Source organism: Paenibacillus algorifonticola, from assembly GCF_000971975.1.
In the GTDB taxonomy this organism is placed as follows: Bacteria; Bacillota; Bacilli; order Paenibacillales; family Paenibacillaceae; genus Pristimantibacillus; species Pristimantibacillus algorifonticola.
On sequence record NZ_LAQO01000043.1, the window covers coordinates 1 to 24,243 of the forward strand.

Annotated in this window: 19 protein-coding genes, 1 tRNA gene and 1 rRNA gene; 15 read left to right on the forward strand and 6 right to left on the reverse strand. The window is 48.3% G+C overall.

The window, feature by feature from the left end:
• The first annotated feature begins 178 nt into the window (after positions 1 to 178).
• From rrf to WH37_RS37275, 14 genes are all read left to right on the forward strand, one after another.
• Positions 179 to 295, forward strand: a 5S ribosomal RNA gene (gene rrf, locus WH37_RS28995).
• Between the two features lie 981 nt (positions 296 to 1,276).
• Positions 1,277 to 1,513, forward strand: coding sequence for a hypothetical protein (locus WH37_RS29000; protein WP_052737287.1), 237 nt, complete (start codon positions 1,277 to 1,279; stop codon positions 1,511 to 1,513).
• A 482-nt stretch (positions 1,514 to 1,995) separates the two neighbouring features.
• Positions 1,996 to 3,453 carry an IMP dehydrogenase gene (gene guaB / locus WH37_RS29005; RefSeq protein ID WP_046234143.1) on the forward strand — a complete coding sequence of 486 codons (1,458 nt, stop codon included), beginning with the start codon at positions 1,996 to 1,998 and terminating at the stop codon, positions 3,451 to 3,453.
• Positions 3,454 to 3,729: 276 nt separating this feature from the next.
• On the forward strand, positions 3,730 to 5,019 hold the full coding sequence (locus tag WH37_RS29010; RefSeq protein ID WP_231594416.1) for a D-alanyl-D-alanine carboxypeptidase family protein: 1,290 nt from the start codon (positions 3,730 to 3,732) through the stop codon (positions 5,017 to 5,019).
• 153 nt (positions 5,020 to 5,172) lie between these two features.
• Positions 5,173 to 6,054, forward strand: coding sequence for a pyridoxal 5'-phosphate synthase lyase subunit PdxS (pdxS, locus tag WH37_RS29015; protein WP_046234144.1), 882 nt, complete (start codon positions 5,173 to 5,175; stop codon positions 6,052 to 6,054).
• Between the two features lie 33 nt (positions 6,055 to 6,087).
• Complete coding sequence (gene pdxT / locus WH37_RS29020; protein ID WP_046234145.1) at positions 6,088 to 6,669, forward strand: pyridoxal 5'-phosphate synthase glutaminase subunit PdxT; 582 nt, start codon at positions 6,088 to 6,090, stop codon at positions 6,667 to 6,669.
• 21 nt (positions 6,670 to 6,690) lie between these two features.
• Entirely contained in the window at positions 6,691 to 7,974 is a 1,284-nt protein-coding gene (gene serS / locus WH37_RS29025; protein ID WP_046234146.1) for a serine--tRNA ligase, read from the forward strand.
• Between the two features lie 195 nt (positions 7,975 to 8,169).
• Positions 8,170 to 8,258 (forward strand) — tRNA-Ser (locus WH37_RS29030).
• Between the two features lie 241 nt (positions 8,259 to 8,499).
• Entirely contained in the window at positions 8,500 to 8,847 is a 348-nt protein-coding gene (locus WH37_RS29035) for a hypothetical protein (RefSeq protein ID WP_046234147.1), read from the forward strand.
• Between the two features lie 15 nt (positions 8,848 to 8,862).
• Complete coding sequence (locus WH37_RS29040) at positions 8,863 to 9,021, forward strand: small acid-soluble spore protein P (protein ID WP_046234148.1); 159 nt, start codon at positions 8,863 to 8,865, stop codon at positions 9,019 to 9,021.
• 137 nt (positions 9,022 to 9,158) lie between these two features.
• On the forward strand, positions 9,159 to 10,202 hold the full coding sequence (locus WH37_RS29045; RefSeq protein WP_046234149.1) for a hypothetical protein: 1,044 nt from the start codon (positions 9,159 to 9,161) through the stop codon (positions 10,200 to 10,202).
• Positions 10,203 to 10,398: 196 nt separating this feature from the next.
• On the forward strand, positions 10,399 to 11,145 hold the full coding sequence (locus WH37_RS29050; protein ID WP_046234150.1) for a DsbA family oxidoreductase: 747 nt from the start codon (positions 10,399 to 10,401) through the stop codon (positions 11,143 to 11,145).
• Positions 11,146 to 11,451: 306 nt separating this feature from the next.
• The gene (locus tag WH37_RS29055) at positions 11,452 to 11,880 is read left to right on the forward strand and encodes a NucA/NucB deoxyribonuclease domain-containing protein (RefSeq protein WP_046234184.1); all 429 of its coding nucleotides are present in this window, start codon (positions 11,452 to 11,454) and stop codon (positions 11,878 to 11,880) included.
• 209 nt (positions 11,881 to 12,089) lie between these two features.
• On the forward strand, positions 12,090 to 14,723 hold the full coding sequence (locus WH37_RS37275) for a glycosyltransferase family 2 protein (protein ID WP_082111058.1): 2,634 nt from the start codon (positions 12,090 to 12,092) through the stop codon (positions 14,721 to 14,723).
• A 95-nt stretch (positions 14,724 to 14,818) separates the two neighbouring features.
• Here the strand turns inward: WH37_RS37275 and WH37_RS29065 are convergent, their stop codons facing one another.
• Positions 14,819 to 15,652, reverse strand: a complete 834-nt coding sequence (locus WH37_RS29065; protein WP_046234151.1) for an AIM24 family protein — start codon at positions 15,650 to 15,652, stop codon at positions 14,819 to 14,821.
• 32 nt (positions 15,653 to 15,684) lie between these two features.
• A complete protein-coding gene (locus tag WH37_RS29070) occupies positions 15,685 to 16,245 on the reverse strand; it encodes a TerD family protein (protein ID WP_046234186.1) in 561 nt (186 codons plus the stop codon).
• Between the two features lie 632 nt (positions 16,246 to 16,877).
• On the opposite strand from WH37_RS29070, the gene WH37_RS29075 reads away from it, so the two are divergent.
• Entirely contained in the window at positions 16,878 to 21,590 is a 4,713-nt protein-coding gene (locus WH37_RS29075) for a glycosyl hydrolase (RefSeq protein ID WP_046234152.1), read from the forward strand.
• Between the two features lie 47 nt (positions 21,591 to 21,637).
• On the opposite strand, the gene WH37_RS29080 is transcribed toward WH37_RS29075, so the two are convergent.
• Genes WH37_RS29080 through WH37_RS36755 form a run of 4 tightly spaced genes read right to left on the reverse strand, consistent with a single transcriptional unit; the run spans position 21,638 to position 23,912 of the window.
• A complete protein-coding gene (locus tag WH37_RS29080; RefSeq protein WP_046234153.1) occupies positions 21,638 to 22,000 on the reverse strand; it encodes a hypothetical protein in 363 nt (120 codons plus the stop codon).
• A 21-nt stretch (positions 22,001 to 22,021) separates the two neighbouring features.
• Entirely contained in the window at positions 22,022 to 22,414 is a 393-nt protein-coding gene (locus tag WH37_RS29085; RefSeq protein ID WP_046234154.1) for a MerR family transcriptional regulator, read from the reverse strand.
• A gap of 32 nt (positions 22,415 to 22,446) precedes the next feature.
• Entirely contained in the window at positions 22,447 to 23,016 is a 570-nt protein-coding gene (locus WH37_RS36750) for an alpha/beta hydrolase (protein WP_231594417.1), read from the reverse strand.
• Positions 23,013 to 23,912, reverse strand: a complete 900-nt coding sequence (locus tag WH37_RS36755) for an alpha/beta hydrolase (protein WP_231594418.1) — start codon at positions 23,910 to 23,912, stop codon at positions 23,013 to 23,015. The genes WH37_RS36750 and WH37_RS36755 overlap by 4 nt, the downstream gene beginning before the upstream one ends.
• Between the last annotated feature and the right edge of the window lie 331 nt (positions 23,913 to 24,243).

Genomic DNA, 24,243 nt, shown 5'->3' on the forward strand with positions numbered 1-24,243 from the left:
TGGAAGCGCAGCAATGCGTGCAGCTGACGAATACTAATCGGTCGAGGGCTTATCCTAACAACACGCTAACGTTTCAAACCTTGCCTTTCGCATCCAGTTTTCAGGGTAGCAATACCTTGATGATGATTGTTGGATCTTTTCGAAGCTAATTCGGGAAGTCATTCAATGAAAAATCCAGTTTGGTGGCGATGGCGGAGGGGAACCACGCGTTCCCATCCCGAACACGACCGTTAAGCCCTCCAGCGCCGATGGTACTTGGACCGCAGGGTCCTGGGAGAGTAGGACGTCGCCAAGCACGAGAAGCCTGCCGCAGTTTGCGGCAGGTTTTTTTTTTGTTTTACAATTAAATAAACTATATTACGCCAAAAGCCCTCTAAACGAAAGAGCTTTTGGTGTTTTTATATTTCATTCTCATGTTATAGTTGATTCGACTAACGGCCACAGCTCTGCTGCCGGCTCTCGTTAAGTCCTTGGTTTACAATTACACCATGGATGCTAAATGGATTTCTAAGCTTTATACACGATGCTGGCTGCTTCTAGGCTTGCATAGATTTAATTGTTCTATTCTTTGAGGTGATTTCTGTATATGGCAAATAGCTATTTTAATTTTTTGAATGGCAGGTTATCTAACGATTATTAGGGTTGGTCTTTAAATAAGGATGTTATATGAGGGAGGAGCATCATGGTTTAGAGCTTTTTAACCTATAATTTATGGGGATTATTGCAGCACAAATAATAATATTCTCCGAAAAACAAAGGCTGTTTTATGCACCAAATGAGCGGTTTTAATGGAAATAAATTTTTAAATAATAATAATAATTATTTAGATATTTTAAGAACTAATTGGACATATGAATTTTTATTGAGTGTGATAACTTCATATTTATAGCAGCTATCGCGGAGTGTAATCCTTTTATAATGTCAAGCTAGAGCTGAGGCAATAAAACAGTTTTTAAAATCTAATTTATATAAATATGTTTGATTTTGTAAAAAAGTATTATAGTATGAATTTGTGGGCACATCTCAATAGAAACTATATTTTAATCTGTTTTACAAAGACAATGATACTAATATTGACATGCTCAGCGCTCTATAAATTCGGATAGCATAGCGGGAGGTTATGAAGATGGAGCAGTCCAATAAGACGGAGTTTGATCAAGTTATCCTTATCCATTCATCACCTGAGCCACGAGTCCAAGCAGGAGCTGTTTCATACCGTGTTTGAGCTTCTAGAGGAGGATGGCAGCTTTATTAATGCTGACCAAGCGGTGGAAGCTTGCCTTGCTTTGATCTCGCTTATAAGGGCAAATGGGAGCAGCAGATTGGCATAGGAGAATTGACTGAGCAGGCCATACAGTCTGCGATTAAGCGCAGAAAGCTGGATCAGAACGCGACGGTTAACGATCAGCTTCAATGGCTGCACAATAGTGGCTTCGCAGCTGCTGATTGTGTCTATAAGCATCATGAGTTTGCTGTTTTTGCAGCTTTTAAACAGGTTCCTAATCATCTATAAAATTTGCTGAAGAAAGGAGAATGTTTAATGATCTATTTTTCGGGGCAGACTCCAATTGATTCATCCATTCATCAACTGGTGGTTTGATCAGCAGTGACATTATGGAGCAAACGGAGCAATGTTTTGTGAATTTGTTTCAAGTGCTGGAGGAGACGGGCTAAGCAAAGAGCATATTGTCAAAGTAAAGGTGTCTCTAACGGATATGAATGATTTTAAAGCAATGATTGCCTGCAAACGCTTAGTTTAAAAAGGGTGCAGGGGCAAAACTTGTAACCTCTTTTATTACAGATTTTTCATCTCTTTAAAATACGAAGCTGCCACATGTAAGCGTAATGCTTATATTTAGTGAGAAAATTCAGACAAAAAGCTTATTGCAAAACGGAAAATGCCAGCCTTGTGCCAGCCTTGACAGCCCATGACCCCTCTGCTAATATTGCAATAATATACGTGAAGACGGCTCAATTTAAGGGAGGAACATATTCGTGTGGGAATCAAAATTTGCCAAGGAAGGCCTAACATTTGATGATGTGCTGCTCGTTCCAAGGAAATCAGAAGTACTGCCAAGAGAATCGGATATTTCGACAAAACTTTCTGCTAACATCAAGCTGAATATTCCATTGATAAGCGCAGGGATGGACACGGTTACGGAAGCAGCTCTTGCTATTGCAATAGCGCGTGAGGGCGGAATCGGCATTATTCACAAGAATATGTCCATTGCACAACAAGCGGAAGAAGTAGATCGTGTGAAACGTTCGGAAAGTGGCGTTATTACGAATCCATTCTCGCTTACACCGGATCATCATGTGTATGATGCAGAAGAATTAATGGGTAAATATCGCATTTCGGGCGTACCGATTGTAGATGCCGACAAGAAGCTTGTTGGTATTTTGACGAATCGTGATCTCCGTTTTGTACATGATTATTCCATTAAAATCCATGAAGTCATGACACGTGATAATGTAGTAACTGCTCCAGTCGGTACGACGCTTACTGAGGCTGAAGTATTGCTGCAAAAGCACAAGATTGAGAAATTGCCATTGGTAGACGAGTCGAATACGCTCAAAGGCCTGATTACAATCAAGGACATTGAGAAGGCGATTCAATTCCCTAATGCTGCAAAAGATACTCATGGCCGCTTGCTTTGTGGAGCAGCTGTTGGTATTTCTAAAGATACAATGGATCGTACAGAAGCACTTGTACAAGCAGGCATCGATGTTCTCGTTGTAGACTCTGCACACGGCCATCATATCAACATCATTGAGGCAGTTCGCAAAATCCGCAAGCAATACCCAGAATTGACGATTATTGCAGGTAATGTAGCTACAGGCGAAGCTACACGCGATTTGATTGAAGCAGGCGCATCCGTCGTTAAAGTCGGCATTGGTCCAGGCTCGATCTGTACAACGCGTGTAATCGCAGGTATTGGCGTTCCGCAGATTACAGCGATTTATGACTGTGCTTCCGTTGCCCGTGAATACAATGTACCGGTTATCGCTGATGGCGGTATCAAATATTCCGGTGATATTACAAAAGCTATTGCAGCAGGCGCAAGTGCAATTATGATCGGCAGCTTGTTTGCAGGTACATCTGAAAGCCCTGGCGAAACTGAGATTTTCCAAGGCAGAAGTTTTAAAGTATATCGCGGTATGGGTTCCCTTGGCGCTATGAAAGAAGGTAGCAAGGACCGTTACTTCCAAGAAAATGAGAACAAGCTAGTTCCAGAAGGCATTGAAGGCCGCGTGCCATTCAAAGGTCCTTTGTCGGATACGGTTCATCAGCTGCTTGGCGGCTTGCGTTCCGGTATGGGCTATTGCGGAACTTCAAACCTGGAGCAACTGAAGAACGATACACAGTTCATCCGCATTTCAGGTGCAGGACTTCGTGAAAGCCATCCGCATGATGTGCAAATTACGAAGGAAGCGCCTAATTACTCACTTTAATATCCCGACTAATGAGCCAGAGACAGACCACAAGAAAGCGGAACTTCGCTTTTGTCGGGTCTGTCTTTTTTCAATCGCAGGCATTGAGTTGAGCCCACTATTTTACATGGTAATTATTGCTCCAGAGCAGTTTTAAGCGGTTTAAATGGCTCAAACAGGCTTCCTATAAGGGCTTAGCTGGTGAAAGAGGGCAGACCGCAGTAGAGGTTTAATTCCCCTGCTTGCATGTGATACAATTAACAACGACAAACTTTCGGATGAAAAGGGGAGAAGACGTTGAAGGCAAAGGTAAAGCCGATTAGACTGACATCGGTTGTCGCCGCTTTTATGGCGATGTGGTTGGTTATTCTGTCATTAGGGTCTGGAGCAGCAGCGGCTGCGGGTAAGGAAGATTGGGTCAAAAACTCTTTAGGCATGGAATTATCATCAGCCATTCTAATAGACGCAGATTCAGGACAAGTCATCTATGAAGTCAATGCGGATACGCCGCGTCCTCCTGCCAGCATGACGAAGCTCATGACGGAGTATATTGTACTTGAGGAAATTACGAATAAAAGATTGACTTGGGATCAGGTCGTTACCGTTAGTGAAGAAGCAGCGAGTACCCCTGCGGATGGCTCGCAAATTTATTTGGCACAAGGCGATCAGCACACGGTCAAGGACTTATATATTGCTATGGCAGTAGGCTCGGCGAATGACGCAACGATTGCTCTTGCTTCGCAAATTAGCGGCAGTGAGCAGGGCTTTGTTGCAAAGATGAACGAAACAGCGAAAGAGCTGGGGCTGACGACGGCTCATTTTACAAGTGCAACAGGTTTATTGGATACAACGGTGATTTCGGCTCGCGATATGGCGAAGCTGGCACAAACAATTTTGAAAAAACATCCAGATTTTCTGGATTATTCGAAAATTCAGGAATACAAATTTCGTGAGCGCGATACAGCGACCATGAAAAACTATAACTGGATGCTGGAAACGAACAAAAGCAACACGTATTTACGTGCATATGCCTATGAGGGCGTAGACGGTATGAAAACGGGCTATATTTCGGCAGCTGGCTATACGTTTACGGGTACAGTTAAACGAGGCGATACGCGTTATATTAGCGTCGTAATGAATACAAAGTCAAAAGAAGCCCGTTTCTTTGAAACAGCGAAGATGTACGACTATGCGTTCAACAATTTTGAGAAGAAATCGGTGCTTCCTGCGAAATCTGTAGTAGAAACGCTGGAATCGGTTAAAATTAAGAAGGGTGTCGAAAAGACCGTCCCTGCTGTTACCGAGTCCGACATCACCTTTACGGTGAAAAAAGGCGCTGAACCTAAGATTGAGCTGAAGGAAAGCAATATTTTGAAAGAGGAAGAATTGGTTGCCCCAATTACAGCTGGTCAGAAGCTAGGAACAGTCACATACGAGTATACGGATGGTGAAGGCAATAAAGTGGACAGAACGGTTAATTTGATTGCTTCGGAGGATGTGGAAAAAGGCGGCTGGCTGCGTCTGATGTTCCGTGCTATCGGTCAATTTTTCGTCGGACTGTTCAATGATATTGTGAATCTGTTTTAATCACATAAATACAGGGAAAACAATAGTTGTCGATTAAGGAGCGTTCCTGTAAAATTAGTGCCTAGAGCAAGTATCGATATTATATTGGGAGCTAAGCGCAAACCTTTCAGGATGAAGGGCGCGGCGTAAAACCTTGAGGAGGATTTTTCGAAAATGGAAACAGGAACTTCGCGTGTAAAACGTGGTATGGCTGAAATGCAAAAAGGCGGCGTCATCATGGATGTTATGAACGCCGAGCAAGCAAAAGTAGCAGAAGCGGCAGGTGCAACAGCTGTTATGGCGCTGGAGCGCGTTCCTTCCGATATCCGTGCAGCAGGCGGCGTTGCCCGTATGGCTGACCCAACAATCGTAGAAGAGGTTATGAAAGTCGTTTCGATCCCTGTTATGGCGAAAGCGCGTATCGGCCACTATGTTGAGGCTAAAGTGCTTGAATCGATGGGTGTTGACTATATTGACGAGAGCGAAGTTTTGACTCCGGCAGATGAAGTGTTCCACATTAGCAAAAACGAATTTACGATTCCTTTCGTATGTGGCGCTAAAGACCTTGGCGAAGCGCTTCGTCGTATTCAAGAAGGAGCAGCAATGCTTCGTACGAAAGGTGAGCCGGGAACAGGAAACATTGTTGAGGCTGTTCGCCACCTTCGTCTGATCAATGGCCAAATCCGTAAAATTCAAGGTTTGTCGAAGGACGAGCTGTATAATGAAGCGAAGGTTCTGGGCGTTGCTTATGACCTGCTTCTAGGCGTACATGAGAGCGGCAAGCTGCCAGTCGTTAACTTTGCAGCAGGCGGCGTAGCAACACCTTCTGACGCAGCACTGATGATGCACCTGGGCGCTGACGGCGTGTTCGTAGGATCGGGTATTTTCAAATCCGACAGCCCGGAGAAATTTGCTCGTGCTATCGTAGAAGCTACAACTCACTACCAAGACTACAAATTGATCGCAGAAGTATCCAAAAACTTGGGAGCGCCAATGAAGGGCATTGAAATTTCCAAGCTGGACGCTTCGCAGCGTATGCAAGATCGCGGAATTTAAGCAGCAAGCTTGGATAAGAAAGGCGTGTAGGCGATGAAAATTGGTGTACTCGCGCTTCAAGGCGCAGTTGCAGAGCATATACGCAGTTTGGAGGCGGCGGGCGCGGAAGCGGTCGCCGTTAAACAGACCTCGCAGCTTGATGAGCTGCAAGGTCTTGTTATTCCAGGCGGCGAAAGCACGACGATAGGCAAGCTGATTCGCAAATACGGCTTCTTAGAAGCGATTCAAGCTTTTTCTGAGCAATCCAAGCCGATTTTCGGCACTTGTGCGGGAATGATTTTGCTTGCTGAACGTATTGAAGGACAAGAGGATGCGCATCTGAAGCTCATGGATATGACGGTGGAGCGCAATGCTTTTGGAAGACAGCGGGAAAGCTTCGAAACCGATCTCGACATTAAAGGCATTGATGAGCAGGTTCGTGCGGTATTCATTCGTGCTCCTCTGATCAAGGAAGTTGGATCGCAGGTTGATGTGCTTTCGGAATACAAAGGCGAAATTGTCGCGGCTCGGCAGGGACATTTGCTGGCAGCATCATTTCATCCTGAGTTAACCGATGATTACCGTTTGCATGCCTATTTTGTCGATATGATTAAACAATTGGCAGTGAGCCGGTAGCAGAGAGGAGTCCACCCAAGCGTGATAGATGTAAAATGGTTGCGTAATGAATACGCAAAAGTAGAGCAAGGGCTGACAAATCGCGGTAAATCACTTGATTTAATCGCAGATTTCCCCGTTTTAGATACAAAGCGCCGGGACCTGCTGCAGGAAACGGATCAGCTGAAAAATCGCCGCAACACCGTATCGCAGGAAGTGGCGAAGCTGAAAAAAACTGGCGGCGACGCTGATGCGCTGATTATCGAAATGCGTGAAGTAGGCGATCGGATTAAGCAATTGGACGAAGAAGTTCGCGCGGTAGAGGTGCAAGTGGACGAGCTTATGCTTTCGATTCCGAATTTGCCGCATGAAAGCGTGCCGGTAGGGGCTTCTGAGGATGATAATGTAGAGCTTCGCCGGATTGGCGAGCAGCCAGCCTTTGATTTCGAGCCGAGAGCGCATTGGGATCTTGCCCAAGAGCTTGGCATTCTTGATTTCGAGCGTGCGGCTAAAGTGACGGGCTCCCGCTTTACGTTTTATCGCGGCTTAGGTGCGCGTCTGGAGCGTGCGCTGATTAACTTTATGATGGATCTACATAGTGATAAGCACGGTTACGAGGAAGTGCTGCCGCCTTATTTGGTCAACCGCGACAGCTTGATTGGAACAGGACAGCTTCCGAAGTTCGAAGAGGATTTGTTCAAAATTTCCGATTCGGATTATTTCCTGATTCCAACGGCCGAGGTTCCGGTTACGAATCTGCACCGTGAAGAGATTTTGTCGATTGAAGAGCTGCCGAAGCATTTTGTAGCTTACAGCTCTTGCTTCCGCTCGGAGGCCGGTGCAGCAGGCCGAGATACACGCGGCTTAATTCGTCAGCATCAATTCAACAAAGTCGAGCTGATCAAGCTTGCGAAGCCGGAAGAGTCCTACGATGAGCTGGAGAAGATGACAGCGAATGCGGAGAAGGTGTTGGAGCTGCTGGGTTTGTCGTATCGCGTGCTCGCTCTGTGCACAGGCGATATGGGCTTCACCGCTGCGAAAACCTATGACCTGGAAGTATGGCTGCCAAGTGCAGGCACATACCGGGAAATCTCCTCATGCTCGAACGTAGAGGACTTCCAGGCGCGCCGTGCAGGCATCCGCTTCCGCAGAGATGCGAAGAGCAAGCCGGAATTCGTTCATACGCTTAACGGCTCAGGTCTTGCGGTAGGGCGTACCGTTGCCGCTATTCTTGAAAATTACCAACAGGCAGACGGTTCCATTGTCATTCCTGAAGTATTGCGTGCTTACATGGGCGGAATCAGCGTAATTGGACCTAAAGCCTAAAGTTTTTCCAAAATATAAGAATGTATAAGTTTCACCCTTATAATCGGCTTATATTTCACCCTTGAAACGGAAGCTTTGCCGCCAGAGGACGGCGACAGCCATTTACGCTTGAGCCTCGATATCCACAGGTTAAAATTGGGGTTGATATTCATTTTTAACCTGTGGTATAATAAGTTTTGTGATGATTTTATATGTGGAGAGGTACCGAAGCGGTCATAACGGGGCGGTCTTGAAAACCGTTAGAGTGCAAGCTCACGTGGGTTCGAATCCCACCCTCTCCGCCAAATTAATAAATGATAACGTCCAACCCTACGGTTTGGGCGTTTTTTTGTTGTATGTGGATAACGGTTATCCCTCAGTTATCACCATTATCCACCGAAGGGTTGTGGACAAAATGTATATAATGTGGATAACTAGCATGGATTGTGTATAAGTTTGTGGATAACGCTGTGATTATGCTGAATTTTGCCTGAATAATTGGCGGGCCCGCGCCGCATCTTATAAGATGTGGAGGTGTTGATAAAGATGGCTAAAAAAGATGAGCTGACCTACAGCCAGCCAGAGCTGGTGGATGCATGGAATCGAACACTGCCGGATATGATGAACAAGCCGGATAAATGCCACGTAGCAGCCGATGAGGCAGATCCAAAATCGCTGCGAATTACGATTCAGTCGGCAGGGCATCAGGCGTATGACATTGATTTTAAGGTGACCTATGTGGATAGCCGTGAAATTAAAGTGGAGCTCGTCGATGTGGAAAAGGATCATCAAGCTGTGGATGAACGCACAGATATTCTTCAACAACTGATTCATGATTATAAGCGTCATATCCATGAATGCGCCCAAGCGCTTGGGCAGCTTACGCACGCCTAAAAGGAGGACGATGATATGAGCAAGCCAGACAGCGTGCCTGTACCGGAGGCGCAGCGCCCGTCTCAGAACAAAAGAAGCCGCAATGATGATTCATCACAGCAGCAGCCTTTGTCCGGATCGAAAAAAACGAAGCAGAAAAATCATACTTCCCACCTAAATCCGGAAGGGTCTTAAATTCAAGATATTCATACAAAAGTCCCGTTTCTTCTCGAAGAAGCGGGACTTTTTGGATATTGCTTCTATATGCTGTCGTTTTGTTATAAAATAGGGGGGATGTCATTCAGAGATACAAATAGGGAGGATCAACTAGAATGAAAAACAGACTACATAAAGTGGCTATGCTATTTATCGCTGCTGCTTTAATTATTGTCGCAGGGTGCAGTGCGAGCGCGTCGCCTAAGGAATCTTTGGAGAAAGCTACTCAAAAAATGATGGAAGTCACATCATATGAGTCTACGATGTCTTTCGGGATAGATGAGCTTACGGTGCCAGATGAATTGCTGCAGGAGGACGGAGCTGGAGCGCAATACGTCATGAATCTGCTCAAAGGCGCTAAAGTAAATGTTAAAGCTGTATATCAAAAAGAGCCAATGCGCACAGATATGGAAATGGATGTTACGGCAGCCGGCCTTTCTGTGAAAATTCCGATGATTATGACAGACAAAAAGATGTATGTGAAAATTCCAGCGCTTCCAATGCTTATGCTGCCAGAGCAATACACGGATAAATTCGTGGAGATTGATCTGGAAGAGCTGTCAAAGCAAGCGGAAACAGGAGCCATGATGGATACTGCGGCCCAGCAGAAGCTTGGTCAAGAAGTGAGCGGCATCATTTTAAAACATTTTGATGAGAAAACGTATTTTGCCAAGCTGAAAAAAGAAGATGCGGCGCTTCCTGAAGGGGTAGAGGCTGATCAAGTCGTTCGCTTCCAAATTAATGAAGGCAACTATCAGCAGGCTGTAGAAACAATCGTTAATCAAGTGCTTCCAGAACTAATCGATACGTTGACGAAAAACGAAGATTTCATGAAAATGATTGAAAGCACAAATGAGGATGTAACGAAGCTGAAGGCAGATTTTGAAGCCAACAAGCAAGAAACGTTGGATCAACTGAAAACAAACTTGAAAATCAATGATTTCTCCATTGTAGGAGCCATTAAAGATGGTTACTTATCGCAGCAGACGGCTAAAATCAATGTAGATTTTACGGATGAAAGCGGCGGTATTGTGAAAATTGGCGGTTCATTAACAGCTGAATACCACAACATTAATAAAGCGCCTAAATTCCTGTATGAAATTCCGACGGACGCGGTTAAGATGGATGAGCTGATGTCTGGAATGGGATTGGGTATGTAAGCTTTACAGCTTAAAATAATTAAATCAAGATCGAGCTATCCTATCAGCAGGTCGAAACATTATAAAAAGGAGCCGCCCATTCTAAGCGAATGAGCGGCTTTTTTTTATAAAGCAGGAGTGAAAGCCTAAATGATCCTATTGCTTTAAAAAGTAAAGTATATTACTATACGTATATGAGCTTAAAGGAGGAATTGTAATGCAAATAGATGTATGGTCGGATTTCGCATGTCCGTTTTGTTATATTGGTAAAAAGAGACTGGAGGGCGCATTAGCAAAGTTCGAGCATGGCAAGCATGTGAAGGTTGTATTCCGCAGCTTCGAGCTGGACCCTGGAGCAGCAATCAGCTATGAGCATGATGTACATGAAATGCTGTCCCGCAAATACGGCATGCCACGCGAGAAAGCAATCGAGATGAACAGAGATATGGCGAAGCAGGCGGCATCCGTTGGTTTGACCTTTAACTTCGATACGCTGGTGCTGACGAATACGTTTGATGCGCACCGTCTGACGCATTTTGCTGCAAAATACGGCAAGCAAGATGAGATGTCGGATAGACTGTTCCGTGCGTATTTTACCGATTCCAAGCATTTGGGACAACGCGATACACTTGCTGATCTGGCTGCCGAGGTTGGACTGGATCGTCAGGAGGCACTTGCTGTGCTGGAAAGCGATGCTCATTCGCAGGACGTTCGTGGCGATGAGGAAGAGGCTTCGCGGTTAGGTGTGCGCGGTGTGCCATTCTTCGTCATTAATCGCAAATATGCGATATCGGGTGCTCAGCCGAATGAAGTGTTCCTGAATGCGATCAAGCAGGCCTGGGATGAAGCGTATCCGGCCTTGACCGTCATAAATGATTTGGCGGATGATGCTAACGATGCAGCTTGCTCGGACGGCTTTTGCGCACCTTCAGCGGCTAAGGATGCCAATCCAGACAAGGCGTAATTTTATATAAAGCTGAATTTATGGATATAGACAGATTTCAGTGGAGGCTGGGGTGGCGGGCAAGTGACGCTGCCTCAGCTTTTTTTTGAAATATAAGAAAGTATAGGTTTTGCCTTACTGTTCTTCTATTTCTCGGACTGAAACGCGCCGCGCCCCAAAAGACGGCGAAAGCCGTTTCACCTTGCAGGTGTGAAAATATAATTTATCCGAGGGTTGTCCTCCGGCCTTTATGATGAGAAAATGAGGAAAAAGAGCATCAGGAGGCTACGCCCGTTGAAAAGAAAGTCCCGTAAAAAGAAGTTTAAAATGAAAAATGCCCTTATTTCCTTGCTTATTATGCTGGCTTTGGCCGGAGCGTCTTATATGGGCTGGCTCGATGAGCTGGCAAAGGATTGGAACACGGCGGAAGGAACGGATTACACGTTATATTTTCCGACGGAGCGGTACCCGGAGACAGGCAAGCACATTAAAGATGCGATTGCAGCGGGAAAATCCCCTATTTGTACGATCGATCGGGAAGGCGCGGATCAGAATCGGAAGAAATCTTTGCAAGGTGTAAAGGTGAAAAAAGGCTATGATCGCGATGAATGGCCAATGGCCATGTGTGCGGAAGGCGGGAGCGGAGCCCATATTGCTTATATTGACCCATCGGATAATCGCGGGGCAGGGTCATGGGTCAGCAACCAGCTGGAGAAATACCCAAATGGATCGAGAATTGCTTTTGTCATCAAATAAGGGAGCACAGTTGTATGTAAAAGTCTAATTGTCTGCGTTGGTGCAGAGGATTAGGCTTTTTTATATTCAGGGACTTGATGAATACCGTGGTGCCAATCGGGCGTGGCATTGACCATTGTCCAATTAAGCAAACTCTCCAGTTGGGCACAAAGGCAAGAATGACTGAATAGGATGGGGCAATAGAATCAACTCGCAGGAGTGTGGTCTCAATGATCGCGATCAGTCTTTGCATGATTGTCAAAAATGAAGAAAAAACATTGGCGCGCTGCCTCTCCTCTATCGCCCCCGCCATGGATGAAATTATCATTGTCGATACAGGCTCGACCGATGCTACAAGGGAAATCGCCGCCGATTTCACCGAACGCGTCGAGTCTTTCACATGGGGGGAAGACTTCGCTGCCGCCCGCAATTTCGCATTCTCGCTGGCAACGAAGCCTTATGTGATGTGGCTGGATGCGGACGATGTACTGGAAGTTGCCGAGCTGCACAAGCTGAAGGCGCTCAAGCACCAGCTGGATGATACGGTAGACTCCGTCTCCATGGATTACCACCTGACATTTGACGAGTTCGGCAGTGTAGTTAACAAGCTGCGGCGCAACCGCATTGTGAAGCGCGAGCGGGGCTTTCAGTGGATTGGCGCGGTTCATGAATATTTGGAGGTTCACGGAAACATCGTCCATAGCGATGTGGTCGTTACACATAAAAGCCTCGGGCAAAACAGCGATCGAAACCTGAACATGTATGAAAATCGGCTCCGCAGAGGAGAAGTCTTCACCCCGCGCGACTTATTTTATTATGCCAACGAGCTGAAAGACAATGGCCGCTACGAATTGGCCATTCGTTATTATGACAATTTCCTTGCTACCGGAAAAGGGTGGATTGAGGATAATATTCTCGCTTGCGGACGGCTTGCGGACTGCTACAACGAGCTGAACGAGCCCCGCAATATGATGGATTCCGTGCTGCGATCCTTCTATTATGATAAGCCTCGGGCGGAATTTTGTTGCCGCCTCGGTCATTATTTTTTGCAGCGGGATGAGCTTCAGATGGCGGTGTTTTGGTATAAGCAGGCGCTGAATAAGGATCACACGAGCACAATAGGCTGGGGCTTCGAAAATATAGCATGCTCCACCTGGCTGCCGCAGCTTCAGCTATGTGTCTGCTACGACCGCCTGGGCGATTATGAAGCAGCCTATATGCATAATGAGCAGGCTGGCAGCTATCGGCCAAAGGATAAACGAATTATTTCCAACCGTGAATATTTGAGCCAGCGGATCGGCAAGCGGGATGAGGAAGTGTCGTGTTTGTCTGAGAAAAAAAAGCGTGTGCTGATTGCGAGTCCTGTCCAGCAGCAGCCGACGATTTTGGCACTGTTTCTCACTTCACTGAAACGCCTGCATGCGGATCAGCTCGATCTGAGCTATCTGTTTATTGACGATAATAACGAGGCAGCGAGCAGCGAGCTGCTGGAGCAGTTCGCCACCGCCTGTGAAGGTGCGACAATCATTCGCTCTGATGCCGCTGACAGTCAGGATGTGTATGTACGTACGGATACGACGCATTGCTGGAACGAGCAGCTGATTTGGAAGGTCGCAGATTTCAAAAATCGGATCATCGAGCTGGCTCTTGAGCAGCAATACGATTACCTGTTCCTGCTTGACTCCGATCTGCTGCTGGACGAGAGAACGTTGGAACAGCTGGTGTCGGACGACAAGGATATTGTGTCGGAAATTTTCTGGACCTGCTGGCAGCCGGACGCCCGTCCGCAGCCGCAGGTATGGCTGCATGACGAATACAGCCAGTGGGAGCAAGGCCGGGGGGAGAGACCGAGCGATACGGAAATTGCAGCGCGTCTGGAGCAGTTTTTTGCCCAAATAAGCGCGCCTGGCGTATATGAGGTTGGCGGGCTTGGCGCATGTACGCTGCTCAGCAGGCGGGCGCTGCAAGCGGGTGTGCATTTTGGCCCCATTAGCAATTTGACCTTCTGGGGCGAGGATCGGCATTTTTGCATTCGAGCGGCTGCGCTTGGCTTTCGTCTATTCGTGGATACTCATTATCCCGCGTATCATATTTACCGGAGCGCTGATTTGGACGGGGCGGAACGCTATCTCCAGAAGGCGACCGAAGCTGAAGTCAAGCCTCAGACAAGAGGGCGGCTCACGCTGTCGATGGTCGTACGGAATGAAAGCCGCCGTTATTTGCGCCAGGTGCTGGAGCAGCATCGCCAGTATATCGACGATGCGGTCATTATAGACGATGGCAGCACGGATGATACGGCAGAGATTTGCTTGCAGGCGCTGGAGGGCATTCCGGTTAAGCTGATTCGCAACGAGGTGTCACGGTTCAGCAATGAAATTACGCTGCGGAAGCAGCAGTGGGAAGAGACATTGAGCGTAAATCCGGAGTGGATACTCAATCTGGATGCGGATGAATGGTTCGAGCCGAGCTTCGTGCAGGAGCTGGATACACTGCTTCGCAGCAAGGATACGAATGTCTATTGCTTCCGGCTGTATGATTTCTGGAATCCTCATTCCTACAGAGCGGATGCTATTTGGCGGGCGCATGAAAGCTATCGACCTTTTTTGCTGCGCTATGATGCTGCATTTGATTACAAGTGGAAAAATATACCGCAGCATTGCGGACGTTTTCCCGCCAACATTTTGGAGCTGCCTCATCGACTGTCAAACATTCGGCTGAAGCATTACGGCTGGGCGAAGGAGGAGCATCGTCGGGAGAAGCTGCGCCGCTACCAGATTCTTGATCCGGAAGCTAAGTACGGCTGGAAGGAGCAATACTTGTCTATTTTAGATAAAAATCCACAGCTGGTGGAATGGCAGGAATAGCAGGCACAAGCCTGCAAAAAAGCATCTCTGCTCATCATGAACGATGGGCGGAGATGCTTTGAATTTTCTTATCGGGCGTACGTATAATAAATGGCCTAACGCAAAATTCGGCCAATAATGCCGCCGAGCCCGCCTTCATTATTGTTATTGCCTGGAGCCCCGCCGTTATTACCAACGTTTCCGGCATTTCCGCCGTTGCCGCCAAAGGTGTTCTGGAAGGCGCTGTTTTGCTCCTGCGGCTGGTAGCGGTTATCATCAATGCCGAATTTCACGCCGCTTTGGCGCTCGAACGGTTGAATAATAACGACTTGCCCAGGCTCGTTGAACTCATACATATACGACTCACCGGAGGTTTGTCCGATAAACGTTTTCCAGTTCACATCGAGCTTCACTTTAGGTGAAGGGCCTGTCCAGGCGACAATCGCATCGGGATCGACACGGCATGGGGCTTGCAGTACGAGCGGGTTACCGTTGGTTTTCACTGCGACTTGAGCGCCTTGGCCGTTGTAGGAGAGCTTGGAGGTGAAAAGTCCGCGCTGGGAAATGACACCGGAGCCGATGACCGTAACGCCGTAGTGGCAAGTTTCTGTAAACGCCAGCAGGTCTTCACTTTCAACGCTGACGTGTTGCCAAGGGCCGCCTTGCTCCAAATTAATGATTGTCACATGCGTGTTCTGGTCGGCAAGATATACGGAGCCTTGGCCTTCGACCTCCATAATTTCAAGGTTTTCGCCTGTAATGCGGCGCATACCGTGGTTCAATACTTGTCCAACAATGTTGCCGGAGTTTGTGCCGAGCAAGCGCTTGGAATATTTGAATTTGCCGTTGTAAGCCTGATCAGCGACCATGGAGCCTTTTTTGGCGAAAAACTTGCCTTGGCCTTCTGCTTTCAGAAACAGCTCGCGTTCCACTTGAAATTGAAATGGCATATGAGTTGACCTCCAGTAAGATGTGTAGTGAATTACATTGCGCCGTAATGTGCACAAATCCCAGCCAGATCAAGTGCAAGACCTGTACCTGCCGCATTGAATTTCCATTCGTTATTGTGGCGGTATACTTCTCCTGCAAGCAAGGAAATCGAGGTGGAATAATCCTCGGACAGATCGAAGCGGCAAATTTCAGCTCCGTTCGCCTGATTGACGATCCGAATGTAGGCGTTGCCGATTTGGCCGAAGTTTTGATTTTTGCGCAAAGCGTCATCAATGGTCACCGTAAATACGATTTTCTGAATGTCAGGGGACACGCGGGAGAGCTGGATTTCTGCCGACTCATCATCGCCGCTGCCTTGTCCTGTACGGTTGTCGCCGTTATAGCGAACCGCGCCATCCGGGCTGGTCAAATTGTTATAAAAGATAATATGACCGTTGGAAGGAAGCTTGTCCATTTGGTTTAAAAGGAAGATCTCAACATCGAGGTCGTAGCTTTGACCCTGCAAGCGATTTGTATCCCAACCGAGTCCAACCTTTAAATGGTCGAGTCCTGGGTTATTTTTCGTTAAGTCGAGCTTTTGTCCCTTGGACAGAACAAGTCCGCCGCCGAAGCCGCCAGCTTGAGGAGCAGGCGCTGCGCCAAAAGCGTTGGCGTTTCCAGCATTCTGGAAGCCGCCTTGCTGGCCGCTCTGGATACCGCCTTGTTGGATGCCACCCTGCTGAATGCCGCCCTGGATACCGCCTTGTTGGATGCCACCCTGCTGGATACCCCCTTGAATGCCACCTTGCTGAATGCCGCCCTGCTGGATACCACCTTGTCCACCAAAAGCGTTTCCTCCGTTTGAGTTCGATCCAATACCCATCATTTTTGCCTCCTCAATTATAAGAATAAGAGAACCATCTGCCTCGACAGTTGATCACCTTGAAGCGCTTAATAGGCCAGAATGGTGAAATTTGTCGATTTTTTGTAAGGATATGAAACTATTTGTAGTATAGCAGATTGTGATTGTAGTTGTTAATGGTTTTACAGCTCCTGCTGCAGCAGGGATGTCTGATTAGATACGGCGAAGCGGCAGCTTGGTTGCATTTTTTCAAACAAAGAAACATAACAAGATAGAAGACAAACGAGAACTATAAAAACAAATTCAATCTCCTATTTTTTTGAAGTAACTCCTTTATAATGATGTGAAGCGCTTTCAAAATACTAAAAATATAGGAGGACCGCATGAATAAAAAACGCAAATGGATCGCGGCCGTCATGGCCCCAGCTATGGTTGTTACGATGTTCTCTTCTGCTGCTTTCGCTCAATCAGGGGCGACTGCAGGTTCAAATGTTTCCGATATTCAAGGGCATTGGGCGAAAGCCGCAATAGAGAAATGGAGTGCTCAAAATATTGTAAGCGGTTACCCGAATGGCTCATTCCATCCTAATGGCAGCATGACACGAGCCGAGTTTGTCGCAGTCATTAATCGGGTGTTTGGTTTTGCCACTTTGTCCGCTTCAAGCTTTAGCGATGTGCCGAAAACGGCGTGGTATGTCGATGAGCTTCGCAAAGCGCAGGCTGCGGGCTATTACGATGGTTTTCCCAATAATGAGGCGAGAGCAGAGCAGCCGATAACGAGGCAGGATGCGGTGACGCTGCTGGCACGCGTGTTTGAGCTGAAGGCGGCGGATCATGCAACGTTTGCGGGTTCCTTTAAGGATAGCGGCCAAATTTCCAGCTATGCGCAGCAGGCCATTAACGCACTGCAAGGTATCATTAGCGGCTATGAAAATGGCGCTTTCCGGCCCGCGGGCAAAATTTCCCGCGCTGAGGTGATAACTTTAGTAGACAAGCTGGTGGCCGAATGGTATGCCAACGCTGGCAATTATACGGCGGCGCAAGCGATTTCGGGCCATGCCATCATCAATCATACCGGCATTACGCTCAAAGATGCCCAAATTGCCGGCAACCTTTATTTGACCGCAGGCATTGGGGATGGCGAAGCGGCAGTCAATCGAGCCAGCGTAAAAGGGACGACATTTATCGCGGGTGGCGGCGAGCATACCGTTATCTTTAATGATTCGAAGCTGGCGAATGTGGAAATAAACCGCAAGGATGGCAAGGTGCATGTGGAGGCAGACGGAGAAACAACCATCGACAGCATCATGTCTGACAGCCCGGCCATACTAGAGCTGGGTGACAACGCGGAGGTAGACAGCATCGTGCTGAATCAGCCTACGGAGCTGATCACTGGCCCGCGAACAACGATTGGTCAGCTGACGGTGCAAGCCGATTCCGTCATCATTAATGGCAAAGCGGCAGCGAGAGGCACTTATACGTTGAAAAATGGCACGCTGGCGCCGATTAGCACCAGTACGACGCCAGGAACAGGCACATCCTCCGGCGGCAGCGGCAGCAGCGGCGGAAACAACGGAGGCGATAATGGCGGCAGCACAGAGCAGGCGGTGAATTTTGTCGATCAGCATGCAACGGCTGAGACCAAATCATTGTTCGCCTATTTGAACGGCGTGCGCGGCCAGGAAATTTTGTTCGGCCATCAGCATGCAACGGACGAAGGCGTGACGTTGACCAGGGCGGATGGCTCGCAATCTGAGGTGAAAAATTCGGTCGGCGATTTCCCTGCTGTGTTCGGCTGGGATACGCTTAGCTTGGAAGGTAAAGAGAAGCCGGGTGTGCCGAACAATATTGAGCAAAGCCGGATTAATCTCACTGCTGCGGTAAAGAACGCCCACAATCTCGGCGGCATTGTGACGCTCAGCACCCATTTTCCGAACTTTGTGACTGGCGGCAGCTTTAACGATACATCAGGCAATGTAGTCGCTCATATTTTGCCGGGCGGCAACAAGCATGCGGAGTTTAATGCCTTTCTGGACACGATAGCGAATTTCGCCAACAATGTGAAGGATGATGACGGCAAGCTCATTCCGATCCTGTTCAGGCCGTTCCATGAGCAAAACGGCGGCTGGTTCTGGTGGGGCGCGAAAACGACGACCACAAGCGAATACAAGGAGATTTTCCGCTATACGGTTGAATACTTGCGCGATAAGAAGGACGTGCGAAACTTCCTGTATGTTTTCTCGCCGAATGGCTCGTTCGGCGGCGCAGAAAGCACGTATTTGACGACGTACCCGGGCGACGATTATGTCGATGTGCTGGGGATGGATCAATACGACAACAAGGAGAATGCGGGTTCGCAGGGCTTTTTGAACGGGCTTGTAACCGATCTCGGCATGATCTCAAGAATGGCGGACAGCAAGGGAAAAATCGCGACGTTCTCCGAATTCGGCTACAGCCCAGAAGGGATGAAGACGACCGGGAACAATAATACGACCTGGTTCACCGATTTGCTGAATGCGATCAAGTCCGATGAGGACGCTTCGCGCATTGCCTATATGCAGACATGGGCGAATTTCGGCCTTGGCAACAATTTGTATGTGCCTTATAAAAATGCGCCAAACGGGCTCGGCGATCATGAGCTTTTGCCTGATTTTATTAACTTCTATAATGATTCATTTACGACTTTCCGCAATGAGGTGCAGGGCGTATATGGCCATACGGTTGTGACAGCGCCGGAGCAGCCGTTCATGCATATTGCGACGCCAACGGATAACAGCATTGTGGGCGGCTCCGTCACGATTCGCGCGCGGGCGCTGGAAATCGCCCCGACGAAGGTCGTATATACGGTGCAGGGGTCGGATACGGAATATCCGATGGCGCTCGACAGCGGCGGATTCTTTTATACGGCTAATTGGTCTCCAGCAGCAGGCTTAAATGGCAAAACGGCGGTGCTGAACGTCAAAGTATATGTCGGCAATCAGGTTGTGCTGACGCAAACGACGACGGTATCGGTGCAGGCAAGCGAGATTTTGATGAAAACCTACAGCTTTGACCAAGATACAGAAGGCGTAGTCAAAAATGGCGATCCGGGCACTTACCCGGAAACGATGGCGCTGACCGTTCAGCATGATACTTTTGATGGCAACGGCGTATTGAAGCTGGATGCCCAGCATGCGGCAGCAGCGGATCTGTGGCAGGAATTCAAGCTTGCGCTTCCCGCGCTTGACGGTGGAAATGCACTGGCGGATGTGAAGCGCATTAAGCTGGACGCTTTTATTCCGCTGAATGCGGGAGTTGCGGATGCGACAATTAGCAGCATTGCGATGCTTGCGCCAGATTGGGATACGAAATACGGCATGTCGACAACGAAGATTAAGCTGTCCGAGCTTCCGCAAGTAACAGTGGGCGGCACGGTGTATGCGAAATTTACGCCAGTCATCGATTTGAATGATGCGGAGAAATCCACAGCGGCGACGGGGCTTGCGATTTCTTTTGTCGGCAGTGGATTAGCAGGTGACTTCCCGATCTACGTCGATCAACTGAGCCTGTACAGCACGTATGCCGAAGCGGAGAAAGATCCGGCTGTAGTGGATAACTTCGAGACGTACCAAGGCAGCGATGCCGCTCTGGCAGCGAAGTTCATTCATGCGGGCGGCGATGCGACGGCGGTAGCGCTGGACGGCGCGCATAAAAGCTCGGGCAACTATGCGATGAAGCTGGACTATACGCTGGGCACTTCCGGCTATGCGGGCATTACGAAGGTGTTGGGCGGAGTAGACTGGTCCACGCTCAACAACCTGAAATTTTGGATGGTGCCGGACGGCAGCAATCAGAAGCTCGTTATTCAGCTGCGTGTGGATGGCGTCTCCTATGAAGCGTATCCATCGCTCGCGGGTACAGCGGGACAATGGGTCAGCCTGCACTTTAATGAGTTTACCGTTGCTCCTTGGGACACAGGAAATACGGGCAAAAAAATCAACAAGGTCAGCTTGAAAAACGTACAGGAATTTTCCGTTTACGTGAATGCCGTCAATGGAGCAACGCTTAACAGCACGCTTTATTTTGACGATATTGAAGCGATCGACGATGGAACGGGCGGCGTGCCGAATGGCGGCTCCGGCTCGGGAAGCTCCCCGGCAGAATCGGGAACGCTGTATGGATTCGAGGCGGACACAGCAGGCTGGGTCGTAAGCTCGAATGAGGCGCAGGCCACGGATGCAGCGATTACAGCCGATGAAAAGACGGAGGGCGACTATTCGCTGACGTCTACCTTCTCGCTGGCAAGCCCAGCAGGCTTTGAGCTGACGAAGGTTGCAGCAGCGGACTTGTCCGCCGCTACAGCGCTCAGTGTCAAGGTAAAGCTGTCGCAGGGAACCGCAAATGCCCGCCTGTATATTAAGACCGGCAGCACATGGGATTGGCATGACAGCGGGACGGGCGTCGTCGATTCTAGCGGCTTTAAGACGCTGACACTTCCGCTCTCCAGCCTGACGGGACTCGACAGCGTCCAAGCGATCGGCGTGAAAATCGAGCCGGCGGCTGGGCAGACAGGTACAGCATCCGTTTATGTAGATGATGTGTATGTGGATGGTGGCGATTCAGGATCAGCTGGCGTAGGGTATGATTTTGAAGCGGCGGAAGAGGGCTGGGCAATTAATACCGATGGTGGCAATGCCTACAATACGGCGAACGCCCGCGATATGACGGTGTCGAGCGATGAAGCCTCAGCGGGAAGCAGCTCGCTGAAGGCGGCTTTTGACCTAAACGGCGGCGATTTCCAGCTTAGACGGGTAGGTGAACTGGACTTGGGTACAGCGAATACGCTGTCGGCCAAGTTTAAAGTGGTGGCGGATGGGAATGCAACGCTTGCGGGGGCCGTTTCCGTGAAGCTGTTCCTGCAAACGGGCGGCGGCTGGAGCTGGTTTGCATCGAATGAGACGGTTTCCTACAGCGGTGATGGATTCGTAACAGTAAGCTATGATTTGTCAGGCGTGGCGGACAAAAATAATGTCCAGGCGCTGGGCATTCAAGTGTTTGCACCGAGCGGCTCGACGGGCACAGCAACGATTTATTTGGATGAGGTTAAGGTGCAATAAACGAATGTAACGGCAAGAAAGGGAGGCCTCATGCGGGCCTCCCTTATTTATTGTACAGTCGAATCCCCCAACAAGGAGACATGCCAATTTTTAATAAATGGTATAGCTGTAGTTGTTGAACTCGTAAGATAGAGGGCAAGAACGAACAATGGGATGTGTACAAGCTGCATTTTGTTGAAAAGCTTAGCTTTTTTAATCTTTAAAAATAGATTTAGTCCGACAACCATTTGAGCTAAAACCAGACTCACAACGATATTAAGTAAAAACATATCATATACCATTTTGTGCGAGGCAAAGAAGGGAAAGGTCGTTGATAAATGAAAAGCAAATTTATCAATTAAAATATAAAACATAATCCAATACACAAAAAGATAAACCAAAGACAGAAGCGATAAGGCTTTTTCACGCACAGTATCCGCGGCCTACGGTCATTAATCTTCGGACTTGCGAAATGAATCCAGATAGTTGTGAATGTCTGTTTGAGGCGTCTCAAGCAAAGTCGCCAGCATCGATTGAATAGAGCGCAGAGATTCGACCTTTTCATCAATCTCGACTATTTTGCCCCGCACATACTCCTTTAAGGTTTCTGCGTCCATATCACGGCCTAGCAGATGCAGTACTTCCTGAATTTCCTTGAGGGAATAGCCGAGTGATTTGGTGTCCTTAATGAATTTGATTTTGACCAAATAATCGTCCGAGTACAGACGGTAGCCACCTTGGCTGCGGCGGGGGGCCGGAAGGATGCCGCTTTCCTCGTAGTAGCGAATCGTTGCCATGCTAAGCCCGGTTTTTTTGGCAAGCTCGCCGCGTGTCATTCCTTCCATGCGTGTTTCCCTCCTTGATACTGTCCATTTGTTTATTGGGCAGTTGCTTTTTTCGTATAGTTATGGTCGAAAATAACCTCGGGATAGTCCGGCGACGGCCCAGCCAGCAGCGGCTGCGATTCATTTTTCAAATATTGATTGAAAAAGGCGGTGACATAAGAGCGTGTAATATCTACCGTGTGGACGGGGTCGACGCCCTTGGCGAACAGCTTAGGCGACAGCAGCGCGATGTCGGTAAAGCTCTGATGGATAAAAGGCTCCACGGTCATATAATAGGTGTCATTGGTGCTTTTCGTCATGACCGAATCCAAATCGGAAGCGAACTCCTCGAAATAGACATAGGATTTCTCCATGGTCGCCGGGTCAAGGCTCTTGGCTGTGTCGCCCGTCATCAAATACATGAACGGCTGCTTCAAGCCGTTATGGGCGACATCGCCCCAAAATCCGCCCTCCAAGCTCATCCCTGCCTTAAACCGGCTATCCTGTGCCAGTGTTTCCGCGGTTGTCGCCCCGCCATAGGAGTGACCGAAAATGCCAACGCGGCTCAGATCCAGCTTGTCCTCAAGCTTGTGATCGGGGTCTTCCTGATTCCATGCCGTCAAGGTGTCGAGCTGTCGAGCACGAACCTCGCATCAGCTACACGGACAGCCACTTCTTTAATATTGTTGTCGTAAAGCTCCGCTGACGTCGGAAATTCGGGTTCTGCTTCGTATAAAATCGAACGGCCATCCGGAAAATCAACCTTCGCTGATGTAAAAGGATGATCCATGCCTACAACGATGTAGCCATTGCTTACTAGCTCCTCAATTGCCGTCATGCTCTGGAAGCGGGTCGAGCGAATGCCGGGAGAAAATAGGACAACCGGATAGCTCGCTTCAGCAGTGGACAGCTCGGCCCCTTCTAAGACATGCGTTGGAATGTTCATCACATGGCTGAAAATTTGCTTCGGTATGCCGAATACAAGGCTGACCGCTTCCCCAATTTCCGAAGGGTAATGCTCAGTCGAGGCGCCTTCGGTATTATTTTTATGTACCGGATACCATACATTGATCATCAGCTCGCGCTTGTCGTTCGGATCTTCACTGTGCGTTTCAGCGCGGGACTCATCGGTTAGATGCCGTGCGATGGTGCCAATGCCATAGCTGCCGTTAGGTTCTGGCATTGTGAAAACCGGCAGCAGCGTGCTCGCATATACGGAAAATCCGCTAAGTGCGATGACGATAAGGGAGAGTAGACCCTTTTTAATAATAGCCCTGGAACGTATGTAATCGTCGTTAGGCTTCAGCAGCCGGGGGGCCAATACAATAATCAAAATTAAAGCTACAGCGTAGGCAGCAACCATCTGGATGCGGAAATGATCGATTACACCATGCAGCAGCACAGCCAGTACAACAGTGCCAAGCATAACGGAATCGAGCCGCTTCGTTTTTCTTGCAAATAACAGGCATCCCGCTGTCGCTAAAATAATCAGAATGACAATGACTTCGAATACTTTCATTATACAGTACCTCCATTTATTTCTGTATTCTCCGTCCAAAGGGGCGGAAATCTTGTATAAACAGAGTATAAAGATTGAAGTATACTTCAAGGTCAAGGTATTATTTTTGAACAAATAAATGATTGTAATAAATAAACTAGGGCTAGTCTTGGCGGACACAGTAGCTGCTATTTCAACAGAATTAAGGGTTATGGCACAGGCTGCGGACACAGCAGCCGCTAATATGCTGCAAATGGCCATTTTGACGGGATAATGAGGGCAATAACGGATTTCCTGTCCGCTTACGGCCAGAAATCGGATCAAAAGCCAGAATAGCGGAACCTCAGTCCTC

What these genes read in the sequence shown, in the direction of transcription:
- WH37_RS36755 (WP_231594418.1), bottom strand. Translation starts at nt 23,912, where the DNA reads ATGAAAGTATTCGAAGTCATTGTCATTCTGATTATTTTAGCGACAGCG.
- WH37_RS29040 (WP_046234148.1), top strand. Translation starts at nt 8,863, where the DNA reads ATGAGCAAGCCAGACAGCGTGCCTGTACCGGAGGCGCAGCGCCCGTCT.
- WH37_RS29035 (WP_046234147.1), top strand. Translation starts at nt 8,500, where the DNA reads ATGGCTAAAAAAGATGAGCTGACCTACAGCCAGCCAGAGCTGGTGGAT.
- WH37_RS29050 (WP_046234150.1), top strand. Translation starts at nt 10,399, where the DNA reads ATGCAAATAGATGTATGGTCGGATTTCGCATGTCCGTTTTGTTATATT.
- WH37_RS29045 (WP_046234149.1), top strand. Translation starts at nt 9,159, where the DNA reads ATGAAAAACAGACTACATAAAGTGGCTATGCTATTTATCGCTGCTGCT.
- WH37_RS29055 (WP_046234184.1), top strand. Translation starts at nt 11,452, where the DNA reads ATGAAAAATGCCCTTATTTCCTTGCTTATTATGCTGGCTTTGGCCGGA.
- pdxT (WP_046234145.1), top strand. Translation starts at nt 6,088, where the DNA reads ATGAAAATTGGTGTACTCGCGCTTCAAGGCGCAGTTGCAGAGCATATA.
- WH37_RS29075 (WP_046234152.1), top strand. Translation starts at nt 16,878, where the DNA reads ATGAATAAAAAACGCAAATGGATCGCGGCCGTCATGGCCCCAGCTATG.
- WH37_RS29065 (WP_046234151.1), bottom strand. Translation starts at nt 15,652, where the DNA reads ATGCCATTTCAATTTCAAGTGGAACGCGAGCTGTTTCTGAAAGCAGAA.
- WH37_RS29085 (WP_046234154.1), bottom strand. Translation starts at nt 22,414, where the DNA reads ATGGAAGGAATGACACGCGGCGAGCTTGCCAAAAAAACCGGGCTTAGC.
- pdxS (WP_046234144.1), top strand. Translation starts at nt 5,173, where the DNA reads ATGGAAACAGGAACTTCGCGTGTAAAACGTGGTATGGCTGAAATGCAA.
- WH37_RS37275 (WP_082111058.1), top strand. Translation starts at nt 12,090, where the DNA reads ATGATCGCGATCAGTCTTTGCATGATTGTCAAAAATGAAGAAAAAACA.